Annotated in this window: 20 protein-coding genes; 10 read left to right on the top strand and 10 right to left on the bottom strand. The window is 34.3% G+C overall.

Annotation, left to right across the window (positions count from 1 at the left end; genetic code table 11):
- Positions 1-95: 95 nt before the first annotated feature.
- From EZ449_RS08840 to EZ449_RS08820, 5 genes are all read right to left on the bottom strand, one after another.
- Positions 96-725 carry a hypothetical protein gene (locus EZ449_RS08840; RefSeq protein WP_131557802.1) on the bottom strand — a complete coding sequence of 210 codons (630 nt, stop codon included), beginning with the start codon at positions 723-725 and terminating at the stop codon, positions 96-98.
- An 11-nt stretch (positions 726-736) separates the two neighbouring features.
- Entirely contained in the window at positions 737-1099 is a 363-nt protein-coding gene (locus EZ449_RS08835; RefSeq protein WP_131557800.1) for a response regulator, read from the bottom strand.
- Positions 1100-1219: 120 nt separating this feature from the next.
- Complete coding sequence (locus EZ449_RS08830) at positions 1220-1978, bottom strand: LytR/AlgR family response regulator transcription factor (RefSeq protein ID WP_131557798.1); 759 nt, start codon at positions 1976-1978, stop codon at positions 1220-1222.
- Positions 1979-2128: 150 nt separating this feature from the next.
- A complete protein-coding gene (locus tag EZ449_RS08825; RefSeq protein WP_131557796.1) occupies positions 2129-3229 on the bottom strand; it encodes a sensor histidine kinase in 1101 nt (366 codons plus the stop codon).
- An 89-nt stretch (positions 3230-3318) separates the two neighbouring features.
- On the bottom strand, positions 3319-4059 hold the full coding sequence (locus tag EZ449_RS08820) for a LytR/AlgR family response regulator transcription factor (protein ID WP_131557794.1): 741 nt from the start codon (positions 4057-4059) through the stop codon (positions 3319-3321).
- Positions 4060-4357: 298 nt separating this feature from the next.
- Here EZ449_RS08820 and EZ449_RS08815 point away from each other — a divergent pair, with 298 nt between their 5' ends.
- The 4 genes from EZ449_RS08815 to idi all read left to right on the top strand — a co-directional run bounded on the left by EZ449_RS08815 (position 4358) and on the right by idi (position 6970).
- The gene (locus EZ449_RS08815) at positions 4358-4636 is read left to right on the top strand and encodes a hypothetical protein (protein ID WP_131557792.1); all 279 of its coding nucleotides are present in this window, start codon (positions 4358-4360) and stop codon (positions 4634-4636) included.
- Positions 4637-4729: 93 nt separating this feature from the next.
- A complete protein-coding gene (locus EZ449_RS08810; RefSeq protein WP_131557789.1) occupies positions 4730-5623 on the top strand; it encodes a MerR family transcriptional regulator in 894 nt (297 codons plus the stop codon).
- Positions 5620-6456: a phytoene/squalene synthase family protein gene (locus EZ449_RS08805; RefSeq protein ID WP_131557787.1), complete on the top strand. Its 837-nt coding sequence runs from the start codon at positions 5620-5622 to the stop codon at positions 6454-6456. The genes EZ449_RS08810 and EZ449_RS08805 overlap by 4 nt, the downstream gene beginning before the upstream one ends.
- Positions 6457-6460: 4 nt before the next feature.
- A complete protein-coding gene (gene idi / locus EZ449_RS08800; protein WP_131557785.1) occupies positions 6461-6970 on the top strand; it encodes an isopentenyl-diphosphate Delta-isomerase in 510 nt (169 codons plus the stop codon).
- A gap of 221 nt (positions 6971-7191) precedes the next feature.
- Here idi and EZ449_RS08795 read toward each other — a convergent pair whose 3' ends face one another.
- From EZ449_RS08795 to EZ449_RS08785, 3 genes are read right to left on the bottom strand one after another with little or no spacing between them, the layout of a single operon-like run.
- Positions 7192-7929 carry a DNA-formamidopyrimidine glycosylase family protein gene (locus EZ449_RS08795; protein ID WP_131557783.1) on the bottom strand — a complete coding sequence of 246 codons (738 nt, stop codon included), beginning with the start codon at positions 7927-7929 and terminating at the stop codon, positions 7192-7194.
- 1 nt (position 7930) lies between these two features.
- Positions 7931-8134 (bottom strand): KTSC domain-containing protein, encoded by a 204-nt coding sequence (locus EZ449_RS08790; protein WP_131557781.1) that lies wholly within the window; start codon positions 8132-8134, stop codon positions 7931-7933.
- 26 nt (positions 8135-8160) lie between these two features.
- Positions 8161-8541 carry a hypothetical protein gene (locus EZ449_RS08785; protein WP_131557779.1) on the bottom strand — a complete coding sequence of 127 codons (381 nt, stop codon included), beginning with the start codon at positions 8539-8541 and terminating at the stop codon, positions 8161-8163.
- A gap of 108 nt (positions 8542-8649) precedes the next feature.
- Between EZ449_RS08785 and EZ449_RS08780 the strand changes: the two genes are divergently transcribed.
- From EZ449_RS08780 to EZ449_RS08760, 5 genes are all read left to right on the top strand, one after another.
- Positions 8650-8838: a hypothetical protein gene (locus EZ449_RS08780; protein WP_131557776.1), complete on the top strand. Its 189-nt coding sequence runs from the start codon at positions 8650-8652 to the stop codon at positions 8836-8838.
- Positions 8839-8948: 110 nt separating this feature from the next.
- Complete coding sequence (locus EZ449_RS08775) at positions 8949-9740, top strand: HipA family kinase (protein WP_131557774.1); 792 nt, start codon at positions 8949-8951, stop codon at positions 9738-9740.
- Entirely contained in the window at positions 9718-10101 is a 384-nt protein-coding gene (locus tag EZ449_RS08770) for a DUF3037 domain-containing protein (protein ID WP_131557772.1), read from the top strand. Before EZ449_RS08775 ends, EZ449_RS08770 begins: the two co-directional genes overlap by 23 nt.
- Positions 10102-10160: 59 nt before the next feature.
- Entirely contained in the window at positions 10161-12074 is a 1914-nt protein-coding gene (locus EZ449_RS08765) for an AAA domain-containing protein (protein WP_131557770.1), read from the top strand.
- A 185-nt stretch (positions 12075-12259) separates the two neighbouring features.
- Positions 12260-12637 (top strand): response regulator, encoded by a 378-nt coding sequence (locus EZ449_RS08760; RefSeq protein WP_131557768.1) that lies wholly within the window; start codon positions 12260-12262, stop codon positions 12635-12637.
- Here the strand turns inward: EZ449_RS08760 and EZ449_RS08755 are convergent.
- Positions 12634-14484: a DNA topoisomerase gene (locus EZ449_RS08755; protein WP_131557766.1), complete on the bottom strand. Its 1851-nt coding sequence runs from the start codon at positions 14482-14484 to the stop codon at positions 12634-12636. The two genes, EZ449_RS08760 and EZ449_RS08755, sit on opposite strands and share 4 nt — an antisense overlap.
- A 163-nt stretch (positions 14485-14647) precedes the next feature.
- Between EZ449_RS08755 and EZ449_RS08750 the strand changes: the two genes are divergently transcribed.
- Positions 14648-15091 carry a hypothetical protein gene (locus EZ449_RS08750; RefSeq protein WP_131557764.1) on the top strand — a complete coding sequence of 148 codons (444 nt, stop codon included), beginning with the start codon at positions 14648-14650 and terminating at the stop codon, positions 15089-15091.
- Here EZ449_RS08750 and EZ449_RS08745 read toward each other — a convergent pair.
- The gene (locus EZ449_RS08745) at positions 15088-15873 is read right to left on the bottom strand and encodes a murein L,D-transpeptidase catalytic domain family protein (RefSeq protein WP_131557762.1); all 786 of its coding nucleotides are present in this window, start codon (positions 15871-15873) and stop codon (positions 15088-15090) included. The genes EZ449_RS08750 and EZ449_RS08745 overlap by 4 nt on opposite strands.
- Positions 15874-16019 lie beyond the last annotated feature (146 nt).

Here is a 16019-nt window from a genome sequence, read left to right as displayed (position 1 = left end):
TTTAGCTCAAATTTTATCTTGAAAAAAAATATTCAACAAAAAAAAGCGACTACGTGAATTAACGTAATCGCCCAATAATTTAATATAACTAAATTTTATAATTTATTTAAAAGCTTGCTCAAATTAGGTTTGATGCCAATTTGGATAGGTACTGTATTAAATGTTCTATTTTGAATTTTACTAAATCCATACATGTAACTTGCTTCTACAAATAAATTAGCGCCACCAATGTTATACTCAATACCTGCACCACCTTCGGCAATACCAAGGCTGTTGGTTTTATTATCCATTGTTACTTGCAATGAAGTAGCATTTACACCAGCTTGAGGTGTAAGAATAAAACCACCTCCAGCGCCTGCAAATCCGTAAAATGCCCACTTTTCGACAATTTTACGATATCCCAAGGCAACATTTAATAAATAAGTTGTGGCCCTGCCTTTTTGTATAGTATAAGTATAGCCGGCATCGGGTGTTATTTGGTTAAAAGTAAATGCATGTAAGCTCACTTTTGGGTAAAGGAAAAGTCCGCTATTTCCTAAGCCTAAGTTTAAGCCTAAAGATGTAGAGAATTTTGGTTTAAGGTAATCAGATGTTTCTCCCATTGGGAAAGCAAAACCCAAACCGCTCATTGAGTAAAGTTTATCGGGGCGGCCAGTTTGTGCAGTCGCTTTTATCGATATTGCTACAAAAAGTAGCACAATTGGTGTTAGTAGTTTTAATTTCATATTTCTATATTTTAATTTTCAGTTAGTTTATTTACTTTTTGTAGCATTTCGCCCATATCAAAAGGTTTTTCCAAATAACCATCAGGATGAAATTTTTGAGAAGAAACATAACTTTCATTATACCTTGCCGAGGCTAAAATTACAGGTATCTTCTCTGTATCAGGATTTAATCTAAGTTCCTTAAAGACGGCACGGCCATCCATTCCGTTTAACATTATATCTAGAATAATTAGATCGGGATTAAAATCTCGTATGTTCTTAAAAATATATCTTGGAGAAAGTAAAGGAAACACACTGTAATTTTCCCCCTCTAACGCAATCTGAAAAACCTCTAAAATATCAGGGTCATCATCCACAACCAAAATTCTCTTCAAAACGAATAATCAATAATTATTTAAATAGACTATCCTAATACAAACTTTGTTGGGGAATGTTTTAATTAAAACTTAAAATACTATAAAATACTGGTAATGAATTTATTTGGATTTAGAATCTTATTGATCTGTATTGGATTTAGGTTTTGCGTTTAAAAAATTATGTTGTATAAAAATATCAAAAAGGTCTTTGTGGGTTTTCTCTACAGTATAGGAAGCTTCACTAGATAGGAGTACTCTGTTTCCCAATACGCTTTTTATATGTTGTTTAGATATGATTACTTTTTGAGAGATTTGAATAAAAGCCGGATGATTCCCCAACATCTTTATTGTTTTGGTAAAATTAGCTTTTGGGCTTAAAAATGAATCATTAATGGTTTTAAATTGGATATCTTCTCCAAAATCTTCTATCGCAATGAGCTTGGTTAAATCTATTCTTGCCAAATCTCCATCATCTCCTCGTAAGGGAATGTAGAAGAAATGATCTTCAAAAATCGAAAATAGGTCTGGTGTTTTTTTTCCTGTCGGATATAAATTGTTTATTGTTTTTGCAAAATGAAGAATGGAATAGGGTTTCAGTAAATAAGCATCGGCATCTACCTTAAATGCATCAATGGCGTATTTTGCATGTGCCGTAGTAAATATCAAGTGTTTTGTTTTTTGCCTTATTAATCCCGCCAATTCAATGCCTGAAAGTGATGGCATTTCTACATCCATAAAAATGATATCAACGGGGTTAGCTGTAGAAATTTCGGCTAAAGCCCTAAGTGGTTCTGTGAAAGTATTAACAAGTTTTAGGTCGGGCAACTTATCCATGTATGCTATTAAGTTCTCTAAAGAATGGGGGTCATCATCAATAGCGATGCAACTTATTGACATTTTTTTAAGTTTAGTTTATGCAAATTACAATTTCAGTACTAAAAAAGGAAAAAAATAATTTCCGAAACGGATTTAATGCAGTTGGAAAAGGAAATTAGCCAAATCTTTTGTCAAAAGTTAGTAATTAGGTTGATGTAAATTATAAAAATGCTAGATCTGATTTTCTGGAGATAGCTCTATAGAAAGAATTACTTTAAAATAAATATCCTGATTGATAAAATAGCTAAAATCTGCCTTATCCTGATAAGTATAATACAAACGTTTTTTTATGTTTTCTATACCAGCATTTAGACCAGTGTTATCCAAAGTTTCTTTAATAAGGTTTGATGTTTCAATTACCAATTTACCATTAACCCTTGTGATTTTTATCTCTGCAGGATTTGATTGTAATGTTAAATTTCCGTGTTTAAACATATTCTCAACCAGGGTGATGAGTATTAAGGGAATAATTTTGATATTACGAATTTCATCATCGTACCAAAACCTGATTTGTATAGAGTGATCTTTACGAAGTTGATGGAGGTTTATTAAATTTTCAACCTGGTTAATTTCCTCACTTAATGGAATAAAATCTCTGTCTTTATTGCTATCTACAGAATATCGCATCATTTCTGAAAGTGAATGAATAGTCTCTGCAGCTATCGGAGATGATTCTCTAGCATTTTGATAAATAAAATCCAAGGTATTAAAAAGAAGGTGTGGTTGGATTTGCGCTTTTAAAAAGGCATTCTCTGATCTTGCAATCTGAATTACATTGTTTAGGCGTTGTTTCTCTAGATCTTCGGTCTTTTTTCTTTCCATTAAAAAATTTAAGAGAAAATAATATCCGGTAGAAAAACACATAAAATAAATGGCACGATAAATTGGGCCAGCAAAAAAAAGCAGGTTAAAACCTAATTTTCTTGTTCCCGTGTAATTGGTGTAAGTGATAATGATATAATCTAAACAAGCCGTTACAAGCATGTAGGCAATTAATTCGAACAGAATAAATAATGGAATTTTCCACCAAGCTTTTTTTGTGTCTTTTAAGGCGTTGGTTAAAACTAAATGAGCATGAACATAAAATAAGGAAATGTTTAGGCTGTAGTATAAAATGTAATTGTTTAGTTGGGCAAATCGTCCGGAGAAAATGCCAACAATTAACGATTCGTAAGTAACAAATATCAACCAGACTAGAATGTGTAGCTTCTTATTTGAAATCCACTTTAGGATTGTATTCGGTTTATATTGAGTTTCAATATTAGGTTTCATGAGTATCTGGCTAGTAAATTGGGGAACGGCTTTTATCTAAATGAGAAATATCTCAATCTTTTGTAACGAAATTAAATGCTTTTAAGTGTTTATGTTCGATTAGTTTTAATTGTTTTTTGCTTAATATATTCTTGAATATCTTCTTTGTAACTATTTCCAATGTTTACAGTAAGGTTATTTATCATCTTTAAAGTATTGCCCTCTACCTTTTCTATAAAATTTTTGGCAATGATAAACGACCGATGTGCCTGAGCAAAATTTGGATAATCTTTAAGAATTACCTTAATTTCTGAAAGTGCTATGTAAGAAACTATGGTTTCATTCAATGTAAATATCCGAACATAATTCTGCAAACTCTCTATGGCTACTATATCTGCATACCTTACCTTTATTAGAGTGTTTTTATCGTTTTTGTTACGGACAAAAAAATAATCGGCCTCTTTTTTTAGCGTTAGCTGAGGTGTGCTTGGAACATGCGGGAAAAGTCTATTAATGGTTTCTGCAAAGCGAGCAAAGGTGTAAGGTTTTAATAAATAGGCATTTGCATTCATTTCGAAAGCCTCATACGCATATTTTGAATGTGAGGTAGTAAAAATAAGTTTGCTTGTTTTATGTCGGATAGCTTTCGATAATTCGATTCCAGAAATCATTGGCATATCAACATCCATAAAGATAATATCAACCTCCGCACCAACTGTAATCTCATTTAAGGCCGCTAACGGATCGGTGTAAGATTGAACAAGCTCAATATTTGATAACGTATTTATATATGTTTTTATACCGTTGATAGCATGCAGATCATCATCAATTACGATACAATTTAATTTCATTAGGTAAGGAGATTAGAGGATACGAAATTAACCCTTGAGTTTTAAATTAAGAAATAAAAGTATTTAGTAAAGGTTTTTAATGGTTTCGAATAGGATGGTAGATGTTGATGATTTCCATAAATTATTCAGTTTAACACCAGTTTTATAAAAAATGAACAGCATTAATCTAAAGATAATGAACAAAACAAACTAATTTAATTGGTTGTATTACAATATATTGCAGTTGAATTCGTAATTATAGTGTATGTTTTTTGCACTTATTACTTAAAAGCAATTTTTTTACCTAAAACCTAACCTTATGAAAAACAGAACCGCATTAACCAAAAGATTAAATGTATCAATTACCAAAAAAGTTATAGAATTACAAGAAAAAGGATACGATTGTGATTTTCTCCTATTGGCTAACGGAAGTTTACTTTGTATGCAAAGCAATAGAAACTATCCATTAAATACGGTTTCAATAAAGCAAATGGAGCATGGATATGATTTTTTTAGCCATTCTTACAAACATGTTCATACAATTGAAACGGGTAATGGCGAAAGGGGAGTTTTACTAACCGAAAAAGCATTTCATTAGACACGTTATTCTTCGCAACTTTTCACAGTAGTTAAGTTGAAACTTTTTTAAGTCTTTTTTGTTTAGATTTTATTTGATATATTTAAACAAAATATGACTTACTCCATTTCAGATCTTGAACAGCTTTCGGGCATTCAATCTCATACCATCAGGATTTGGGAGCAACGATATAATGCCCTCAAACCCATGCGGTCGGATGGCAATACACGCCTTTATGATGATAACCAATTGGTTAGGTTACTTAATATTGTAAGTTTAAACCAGGCCGGATTAAAAATCTCCAAAATTTGCAAACTTTCGGATCAAGCTGTAAATGAGCTAATCGACCAGCATTATGGTTCATCTTCTGAAAGTGAACAGAATGAATTTTATATTTCCCAGCTCATTAAATACGGTATAGCTTTTAACGAGTTTTCTTTTTCTACCTTAATGGATGAGGCCATTTTAAAACTCGGAATGATTAATTCTTATCGTCTTATCATCTACCCATTACTCGTTAGGTTAGGCTTTATGTGGCGCAAAGATGATATTTGTCCGGCGCATGAGCACTTCCTCTCGAACATTATTCGACAGAAATTTTTTGCCGCAATAAATAGCATTCCCTTACAGGTCGATGCCGAAAAAACATGGTTACTCTTTCTACCTGAAGATGAAGACCACGATATTGGTTTACTTTTTGCAAATTACATGCTGAGAATTAACAAGCAAAAAGTTATTTTTTTAGGCAGTAAAGTGCCAACAGACTCTATAGCTAAGATTTTAAAAAATGTAGCTATTGATCATGCTTTGCTTTTTATGACGAAATTGAGATTGAAAAACGCAGCACAAAATTATATAGATCAACTATCAGAAATATGCTCATCCACTCAAATCCATTTAGCAGGTAATAGCCAGGTGATTGATAAATTAGAAAATATCGATCACATTAACTGGTTTAAATCGCTTGATGAATTTGAAAATTCTATTCAAAAATCCCAATCATTATGAAAGAAATGTTCGATCAATTATCGGCCGATTGTAGTAAGCTAACCACAAAGAGTTACAGCACGAGCTTCTCTTTTGGTATCTACTTTTTGGGTAAAGAGCTTCGACAGCCTATATATTCCATTTATGGTTTTGTTCGTTTGGCTGATGAAATTGTAGATAGTTTTCACAACTACGATAAAAAATATTTACTAGAGAAATTTAAACAAGATACTTTTGAAGCGATTGAATTGGGTATTAGCCTCAACCCAGTTTTAAATTCTTTTCAAAAGGTTGTTAACGAATATGCAATAGATCCAAAACTTATTCATCTTTTTTTAAAAAGTATGGAAATGGATCTTAACGATCAACTGTATACGCCAGCACTTTACAATGAATATATCTTGGGTTCGGCGGAAGTAGTTGGTTTAATGTGCCTCAAGGTCTTTACCAAAGGTGATGAGGTTGATTACCAAAGATTAAAGCCTTTTGCTATGAAGCTGGGCTCTGCTTTTCAAAAGGTTAACTTTCTACGCGATGTTAAGGCCGATCATCAATCTTTAAACCGTAATTATTTTCCAAATGTTAACTTAGCGGCATTTTGCGATAACCAGAAACGAGAAATAGAGAAAGAGATTGAAGCGGAATTTGTAGAAGCACTAATTGGCATTAAAATGTTGCCGTCAGTCGCTAGAAACGGGGTTTATTTATCCTATATCTATTACAAAAAGCTTTTCTTTAAAATTAAGGGCTTAAGTGCCGAACGAATTATGGAAGAGCGAATTAGAATTTCTAATCGCCATAAAATAGGCTTAATGTTCGATTCAATGATTAGGCATAAGTTAAACGTGATTTAGTTAGATGGAAGAACGAGTAATTCTTGTAGATGAAAATGATTTGCCAACTGGGCAAATGGAAAAATTAGAGGCGCACCAAAAGGGCAAGCTTCACCGTGCTTTTTCTGTTTTTATCTTCAACACAAAAAATGAATTGCTTTTGCAACAAAGGGCAAAGGATAAATATCATTCTGGTGGCTTATGGACAAACACTTGCTGCAGTCACCCACGTTTTGGAGAGAGTAATTTAGAGGCTGCAAAAAGAAGATTGGAAGAGGAGATGGGAATGAAATGTAATTTGAGTTACGGATTTAACTTTATATACAAAGCAGAATTTGAGGATGGGTTAATCGAACATGAATTGGACCATGTTTTTTTTGGCTCTTCAGATGAAATACCCGAAATTAATAAAAGCGAGGTAGAAAGTTATCGTTATGTGAGTTTAGATTTACTGAAAGAGGAAATAGATTCCAACCCAAGTCAATTTACGCCATGGTTAAAAATCTGCCTTAATAATGTAGTTCAGCATGTATAAAGCATGTGAAATAAAAAACGGGCATATAGCCTAAACCATATACCCGTATCTAAATTAACGCTCTCGAGGACAAATATAAGAGTACTCAGTTTATTTCCTAATTATTTAACAATTCTTTTACGTTTAGATTATACTTATAAATTCTGTATTAAATTATTAGTTTTTTAACAGCCTAATTATAAGTAATTTAATACATATTCAACTCAAAATATATTTTTTATTTAATTGTATTTTTTTTGGCATTTGGTACAAAAGTAAGTTTGGCGATGCGTTTTTCCAATTTCCTTTTTCTCAATCTTATGCTTTAGCGGACATTCTTTCTGTTGGTAAACTTCCCAGTTCTTGCTTAATGTATTTTCCTTTTTCCATTTTAAAAAGTCGAAGCTGTAATTTCTAGCTTCCTTAACCAACTCCCTCAGTTTTGCTCTAGGTAAATTACGAACCTTGGTATGCGGATGAACTCGAATTCTATAAAGCACCTCGTTCTTAATAATATTTCCAACTCCAGAAAATACTTGCTGGTCGAGTAAAATATCGCAAATATTTATGTCAGGCATTAATTTAAGCCTTTTAATAACTTCTTTTTCATTCCATTCATCGGCCATTACATCAGTTTTCCAATCATAATAATCGCCAATGTTTCCTTCTAATAAATCAATTTTACAGGTATAAAAGTTTAGCTGATCATTTTTTAAGGTCAAACCTAATTCTAAAGGTGTTTTTTTGCTTTCATTAATCAAATAGGTGCCAAATAGCATGAAGTGAATGCGAATTGTAAAGCCATCAAAACAGATAAGAAAATGTTTCCCCCAGCTTTTAAACGCAATAATTTTTTTGTTTAATAAGCGGTCTTTATCAATTGTAGTTACATTTCCTGATACTTCTAAAACCTCTGGTCTTGTTAAATGTAAATCATCAATCAATTCCTTTAATATTATTATCGATGGTCCTTCGGGCATATTATTCTTCTCCTAAGTTTTTAAAATCGAACTTATCTTTAATGTATTGGTTAAAATAGTGGCCTTTAGAATCTGCTAATTTCAATTTATCGAAAACTTGCTTTGGAACATCCTGATACAGATATACCATTCCAGTAACGAAAATTATCTTTAGAACTTTAGCTTGAGCATTATAACTGAAATATTTGATTACAGTTGATGACATAATTAAATTTTAGTTACAATGTTATATTATTCATTTTTAAGCTCCGATTCTTCTTTGGCTGCCCTAATTTTTTCTTTTTTCAAATCGATTCTGATGATGTTGTAAATACTCATATAAACATTCGCAATCCATACCAATGCAAAAAAAGCTATAAGATATCCTCGCCAATCGGGATAAATGAGTTTAAAGTTGGTAATGAAAAGCAGTAAAAGGGTTACGTAATGGCTAAAGCAGTACTCGCAGGTGAAAACGTAGAAAAACTTTCTTTTAATTAAACTATGCGCTGTTTTAGAACGGTCTACACAAAATTCTCTTGCCTCTTTAAAAATTTCTTCCTTTGTTACAGTCCATGCTACACAAGCAATTGGCAAAGCCAAAACGAAAAGGTAATAAATTGGTGTTTCCATAAGGATGGATTGTTTTAGATACAACCTTAAACCGTTTAAAATGTTTAGTTATAGCGATAAACATTTTGATTGCATTTATGTTACTACAATACTTAATCGATAATAATTATGGAAAGATCAGAAATTGTATCTCTACTTGAGGTCATTAATCAGCAGGTAAATTCACCAATTTTGGGTGGCATGGAAGAAGATTATGAAGAATTGGAGAGTATGGGATTAGTTAAAATCAACCGTGAAACTGTTCAATGGGCGGCGGTACTTACACCTGCTGGTCATGCTTATGTTGGGCATGATTAACCTAAATTACAGGTCTAAATCTTTACAAGATTATTGTTAGAATTCTTATAAATTTGTCGCAGGTTTAGAAATTGCGTTTTTGCTAACAAATGCTTTTCTAAATGTGCGTTATGACTGATTTACAACTTAGAACCGTAAACGTTACCAGATATGTTACGCCATTGCGTGAAGGAGGCTCAATGCCTGCAATTGCAGAGGCCGATGATAATTTTCTGTATGTTTTAAAATTTCGTGGCGCAGGCCAAGGCCCACGAGCTTTAATAGCCGAATTAATTGGCGGCGAAATTGCAAGAATTCTAGGACTTCGTATTCCAGAACTGGTTTTCGCAAATTTAGATGAGGCTTTCGGAAGAACAGAGCCGGATGAGGAAATTCAAGATTTATTGAAAGCAAGCGTAGGCTTAAATTTAGCACTACATTATTTATCTGGAGCCATCACTTTCGATCCTACAGTTACTACAGTTGATGCTAAATTGGCATCGCAAATTGTTTGGTTAGATTGCTTTTTAACCAATATGGATCGCACCTGTCGCAACACCAATATGTTGGTATGGCACAAAGAACTCTGGTTAATTGATCATGGTGCTTCACTCTATTTTCATCATTCGTGGCAAAATTGGGAAGAACAAGCTTTGCGCCCTTTTTTTCTGGTTAAAGACCATGTATTATTACCATGGGCTTCTGAATTGGAAAGTGTTGATCAAGAATTTCGTTCAATTCTCAATTCGGAAAAAATCCAAGCCGTTATCAATTTGATTCCTGATGTGTGGTTAGAGGGCGATACAAATTTTGACACTAAAGCCGCACATCGAAAAGCATATCTATATTTCTTAGAAACTCGGTTAACAAATTCAAATATCTTTTTAAAAGAAGCACAGCATGCAAGAGAAATTCTTATTTGAGTATGCCGTGATTCGCGTGATGCCTAGGGTAGAACGCGAAGAATTTATGAATGTTGGAATCATTTTATTTTGCGCCAAAGAGAAGTTTTTGCAAAGTGTTTTTACCATAGATGAAAAAAGAATCAAAGCTTTCTCAGCTGATATTGATTTAAGTGAATTAAAAGCTAACCTTTCTGCATTCGAGCGAATAAGCAAAGGATCAGTGGGCTCAGGCTCAATTGGTCAATATGATCAAGCATCGCGTTTTAGATGGCTAACCGCAACCAGAAGTACAGTTCTTCAATGTTCGAAAGTACATCCAGGTTTTTGTAATGATGCTGAGGAAACCATGTTGAGGTTGCATCTAGAATTAGTTTTATAGACAAAAAGCAGTCAGAATATATCAACAGTTAAAAAATTCACACCGTTAACCTTTCCCTTTTGCCAAAAGAATATTTCCAAAAACTTCAAGCTTTGCTTGATATCGAGCGTGAAGAAGACTTTCAATCTTATTTAAAAATCACACAAAATACCTCCGCATCAGATAGAAGATTATTGGGCTTGACCTGGTATCCAATCGCGATTAGAAATACTGAAATTGGCCGGGGCGATTACTTAACTTTAGAGTTGGAAAGAACTACACACCAAGATCTGTCTCATCAGTTTAGGTTTGGATCTGCTGTGGTTTTGTTTTCCAACCACGATCCTAAAGAAGATCGTATGGAGGGAATTATTACGCACCAGGCTGGTAGTAAAATGAAGATTAGCTTGCGAATAGATGAATTGCCCGATTGGACCAAAGATGGAAAGCTTGGTGTAGATGTGCTTTTTGATAACAACAGTTACGATGAAATGCAAAGTGCGCTTAAACAAGCCACGAATTTAGCAGAAAACGATTCTGAAAGTAAGCTTATCAAAATTTTAACTAAAGGAGAAAAACCATCCTTTCAAAAAGAAGAGAAATTTATTATTCCAAGTACTTTAAATGAATCTCAGCAATTAGCGGTTACTAAAATTATTTCTGCAGATCATTTAGCAATCGTTCATGGCCCACCTGGAACAGGAAAAACTACAACCTTGGTTCATGCCATAAAATCGTTGATTAAGCATGATCATCAAAAGATTTTGGTGGTTGCACCAAGCAATACTGCTGTAGATTTATTAACAGAAAAATTATCGGCAGAAGGGCTGAACGTAATTCGTGTAGGAAATCCTGCACGGGTTTCCGAGCGATTATTGGCGGCAACGCTTGATCATAAAATGGCAGATCATCCAGAGATGAAAGCCATTAAATCGCTAAAAAAGCAGGCAAATGAGTACAAAAACATGGCTCATAAATACAAGCGAAGTTTTGGTAAGGCAGAGCGAGATCAGCGTAAAGCCTTATTTGATGAAGCCCATAAAATTGGTAGGGAAGTAGAAAAAACAGAACAATACATTATGGATAATCTGTTTGCTAAAGCACAGATTATTACAGCAACACTGGTTGGGTCAAATCATTACAACGTTCGGAATTTGAAATATAGCACTGTGGTAATCGATGAGGCTGGGCAAGCATTAGAACCCGCTTGTTGGATTCCGATACTAAAAGCTCAAAAGGTAATTCTAGCTGGTGACCATTTTCAATTATCGCCCACTGTAAAATCCAATGATGCAGCGAGGAAAGGATTAGACAAAACCTTACTTGAGAAATCGGTAAGTCTTCATCCTGAATCTGTTGTGCTCCTGAATGAGCAATATCGGATGAATAAAAATATTATGGGTTATTCTTCAAAAGTTTTTTATGAGAATAGGTTGAATGCGCATAGTTCTGTTGCCAATCATCTACTCTTTGCTGATGATAAGCCGTTAACATTTATTGACACAGCAGGCTGCAGTTTCGATGAAAAATTAGATGGAACTAGTACTACTAATCCCGATGAAGCAGCTTTTTTAGTGAAGCATTTAATTAGCTTAGTTCATAATCTTGAATCCAAAAAAGTGGGCAGCATTTTTCCATCTATAGCTATTGTTTCTCCATATAAGCAACAGGTTCAGATTCTAAAATCATTTGTTCACGAAAACGAGTTTTTAATGGGCCATCAAAATAGAATTGCTGTGAACACAATTGATAGCTTTCAGGGGCAGGAGCGAGACATTGTTTACATCAGTTTAACCCGAAGCAACGCCGAAAGTGCTATTGGATTTTTATCAGATACCCGAAGAATGAACGTAGCCATGACAAGGGCGAGAAAGAAGTTGGTTGTTGTTGGTGATAGTTCTACATTATCCAAATCGAAATTTTATGCTGATTTTATTAGCTACGCAGAAAAATTAGGTTCCTATCATAGCGCATGGGAGTATATGGATATTTAAATATTGTTCAGTTTATTCTGCACTTTATAAAGCTCAAATAAATTATTACATTTGAGAAAATCATCCCAGATTTTTTTATTAGTCAACTAAAACGGTGTTCATTTTTACACTGATTAGTTAGTTGCTTTTAAATCTCTGTGATTATTAGACAATTGAAAACTGTATCGAATTACACAGCTATTTAGATGAACGAAAACCTTAAGATTTTAATCGCAGATGACAGCGAACTGATGAGAATGGTTATGAAAGGTTTTTTTAAGAAGTTTCTTCTCTCACCTGAAATTTTAGAAACTTCCAACTTGCCAGATGCATTTGAGGTTTTAGAAAAACAAAATTTTGATTTTTTACTTTTGGATATTAATATGCCAAGAGGCGATAGCAATCCAAACACGGTTAAGGAAGTGCTTAAAAAACAACCTCATATTAAAATTTGCATGTTTACTGGAAATGATAAAGCCACTTTAGAGCGAAGCTATTTAGAAGCTGGTGCTGTAGGGTTTATCCAAAAAGACGAAAATATGGGAACTTCGCTCGAGGAAGTTTTAAAACGTATATTTAATTAAGCTTGCTCTAATTTTTTATCTTCCAACCTGCCAGATATACTTGCCCCAGCAATTAATAACTCGTTTGTAATCATTTTAGTGTATTCAGTAATTTCTGATTTGAAATCTTTAACAGAAGCTCCAGAACGAATTTCTTCTAATCGTTTCTCCCATTGCCCTGTTAATTCTGCTTGGGCAATCTGTTTATCCTTAACTACTTCGTAAACCGCTAACCCTTTTGTAGATGGAATAAGATTTCGTTTCTCGCGGGTAATATATTCTCTCGTAATTAATGTCTCAATGATAGATGCCCTAGTTGCAGGCGTTCCCAAACCGCTGTCTTTCATGGCGTAACGCAGTTCCTCATCTTCAATCTCTTTACCGCAAGTTTCTAGTGCTTTTAAAAGCGATGCCTCATTGAACATGGGTTTTGGCTTAGTTTGCTTTTCTAGCAGCGATTTTTCGGTAATTGGTAATTGTTCCCCAACAGCAACCTTTGGTAAGGCGGCGTTGTCTTCATCTTTCTTATCATCTTCTGTTTCGTTGAAGACAGAACGCCAGCCAGCAGAGCGAATTACCGTACCGTTTGCAATAAAAGTTAATCCCGATTGTATAGTAATTTTGGTAATTTCCTTTAAACATTCTTGGTGGAAAGCCTCGATCATTCTTCCAACAACCATATCGTAAATAGCCTGTTTGTCACTGCTCAACCCGTAAGCTTCTTCGCCCGTAGGCAAAACTGCATGGTGATCCGTCACTTTCTTAGCATTTACGCTTCGTTTATTTAACGTAATGGTTTGTAGAAATTGAGCTTGCTTTCCAAAATCTGGATGATTGGTAAACTTCGTAATCAGGTCCGGTACGCCAGCAAATACATCATCGCCAATATACCTCGATCCGGTACGTGGATAAGAAACCAGTTTACTTTCGTACAAATTCTGTAAAAGATTTAAGGTTTGATCTGCGGTGAAGCCTTTCTTTTTATTGGCTTCTTGCTGTAAGCTACTCAAATCATGTAAAAGTGGTGGTGGTTCTTTTCTAGGTTTTGCTTCAACAGCGGTAATATTTCCACCAGTTGGAAAGCCTGATGGAACATCTTCTACCAAGCTAAAAAGTTTTTCTGCTTCTTCTTTGTTCTTATAATTTGATGTAGAAACTGCCTTGAAAATTTGTTCATCCTTGATTAGCAAAATACTAATCTGATAAAAGGTTTGCGGTACAAAGGTTTTAATTTCTAAAAAACGAGCACAAATCATGGCTAGGGTAGGTGTTTGTACCCTGCCCAAAGAAAGAACAGTTCTATTTCCTGCAGAGATACTTAATGCTTGAGTAGCATTCATTCCAACTAGCCAATCAGATTCAGAACGGCAATGTGCAGAGTTGAAAAGTGTATCGTAATCAGTTCCAGGTTTTAGATTTCTAAAACCATCTTTTATGGCTTCGTCCGTTTGAGAGGAAATCCAAAGTCTTTTGAATGGTTTTTTACATTTAAGGTAATAATAAATGTACCTAAAAATGAGTTCGCCTTCTCGTCCAGCATCCGTTGCCACAATAATCTCGGTTGCTTCATCAAAAAGCTTTTTAATGGTATCGAGTTGTTTCCTAACAGCTGGGTCTTCAACGAAGCCATCTTTAGTTTTTATCTTTCTGATGGCAAGTTTGAATTTTGCTGGTAGCATGGGTAAATGTTGCTTCCTCCAGCCTATAAAGCCATAATCTTGTGGTGGAGCCAATTGTAATAAATGTCCAAAAGCCCATGTAAAGGAATATCCCTTACTTTCAATGTATCCATCTTTTCTGGTAGTTGCTCCGAAAACTTTAGCAAGCTCGCGACCAACAGAGGGCTTTTCTGCAATTACAATCTTCATTAATTAGGCTTATTTTTCAACCCCAAATATGATTAAAATATCCTTGCAAAAGCTAAAATGTTACTCACATCCTAACCAGTTGATTGATAAACATTTTAATTGTTTCGGTGTTAAATGAACAGAATTTTAGTAACAAAACGATGGTTTTAAAATCTAAATGCGAATGGATAAAATTTACGAATTAGCCGGTTGTAGACTTAAGGTTTCATTAGATGATGGATTGGTTAGGGTTTATAGCAACGCCGAACTTTGGGGTTTTCTGAAAGGAAATGCTAGTCTTAGATTCGATTTATTAGTTGAAACCATCAAAAAGGATTACCTGTTAACTTTTAAAAAGCCGTTAGATATTTCTAATAATTCGTTAATCCTAGAAATTCTTGTTCATGTTTATTGCGACTATATTGGTTTACTTTTTAACAAAATGGTTAAAATTAAGCCAATACAAATCTTGGTTAGCAAGCTTTTAAAAAGAGCGGAAGTGGTAGATTGCGGTGAGCAAGGGAAAGATAGCAATCGCTGGGTTTGGGATTTCCTAGCAGGGTCTAAAGGATTATTTATCAAACTGCTTCCAAGAAACCTAAATGCTAAAAATCTTAAGCTACATTAATCCATTCTCGATGCTAAAACTTCTTCTTGATGTAGCGCAACACTAGCGGCTAATGTTTCATTTAAAAACGTAGAATGATATTGCTGATCAGAATTATTGATAAACAAAACTGTGCGGTCTGAAATAGCACTAATTACCTTATCAGATAGCTTTGAGGAAACCGCTGGGCAACCCTGACTTCTACCCAAACGCCCAAGCTGATTTATGCTTTCCTGTCCAACGTAATCTGCTCCATGAACAACTATGGCCCTATCTCTTGCATTGTTGTTGAAACCTTGGTCCATTCCATCCAATTTGAGCGAACGACCATGTTTTCCATAGTAAATTTCACCAGTTAAATAAAAGCCTAAACTGCTTTGATTGGAGTTGATGCTATTTGAAAACGAATCAGGTTTATCTCCACCACTGTTTTGTCCGTGTGCCACCCAGGTATTCAGAACCAGTTTTTTCTTTTCTAAATCGATGATATACAATCGCTTTTTACAACTTTCCTGGTCGAAATCGGCAATTGTTAGGATAGATTTTGAATGCAGAAGACCCGAATATTTCATATTATAAAAACCGGTTAAAGCTTTTTCAAACACTTCTGCATTTAAACCTGCCGAATCTAAGTGAGCCTCGTGGTATAAGTTTAGTATGTATTGGCTGTAAAGGCTATCTGCAGCTATATTCTTAAGTAATTGTTGTTGTGTTTGTGGATCTTCCACCGCTTTCCAACTGGTTCCGACAATGCTCATACTCACTAAAAATATCGAAGCAATGCCTAATACGTATTTCTTCATTAAGGGATGTTTGGTGTAATACTGAACAACTAATACGTAACTTTTGGGTATTTGTTGTGCTAATAAAATTGTAGTGTTAAATATACAGTAGGTTTTTGCTTAAAAAGCGATATGAACTGCTGATTAGAGCTTTAACGAATGTTATT

Origin of the sequence: Pedobacter frigidisoli (genome assembly GCF_004331675.1) — a bacterium.
Classification (GTDB): Bacteria; Bacteroidota; Bacteroidia; order Sphingobacteriales; family Sphingobacteriaceae; genus Pedobacter; species Pedobacter frigidisoli.
The sequence above is the reverse complement of the archived record's forward strand: the minus strand, read 5'-3'. Positions and strand labels throughout refer to the sequence as shown.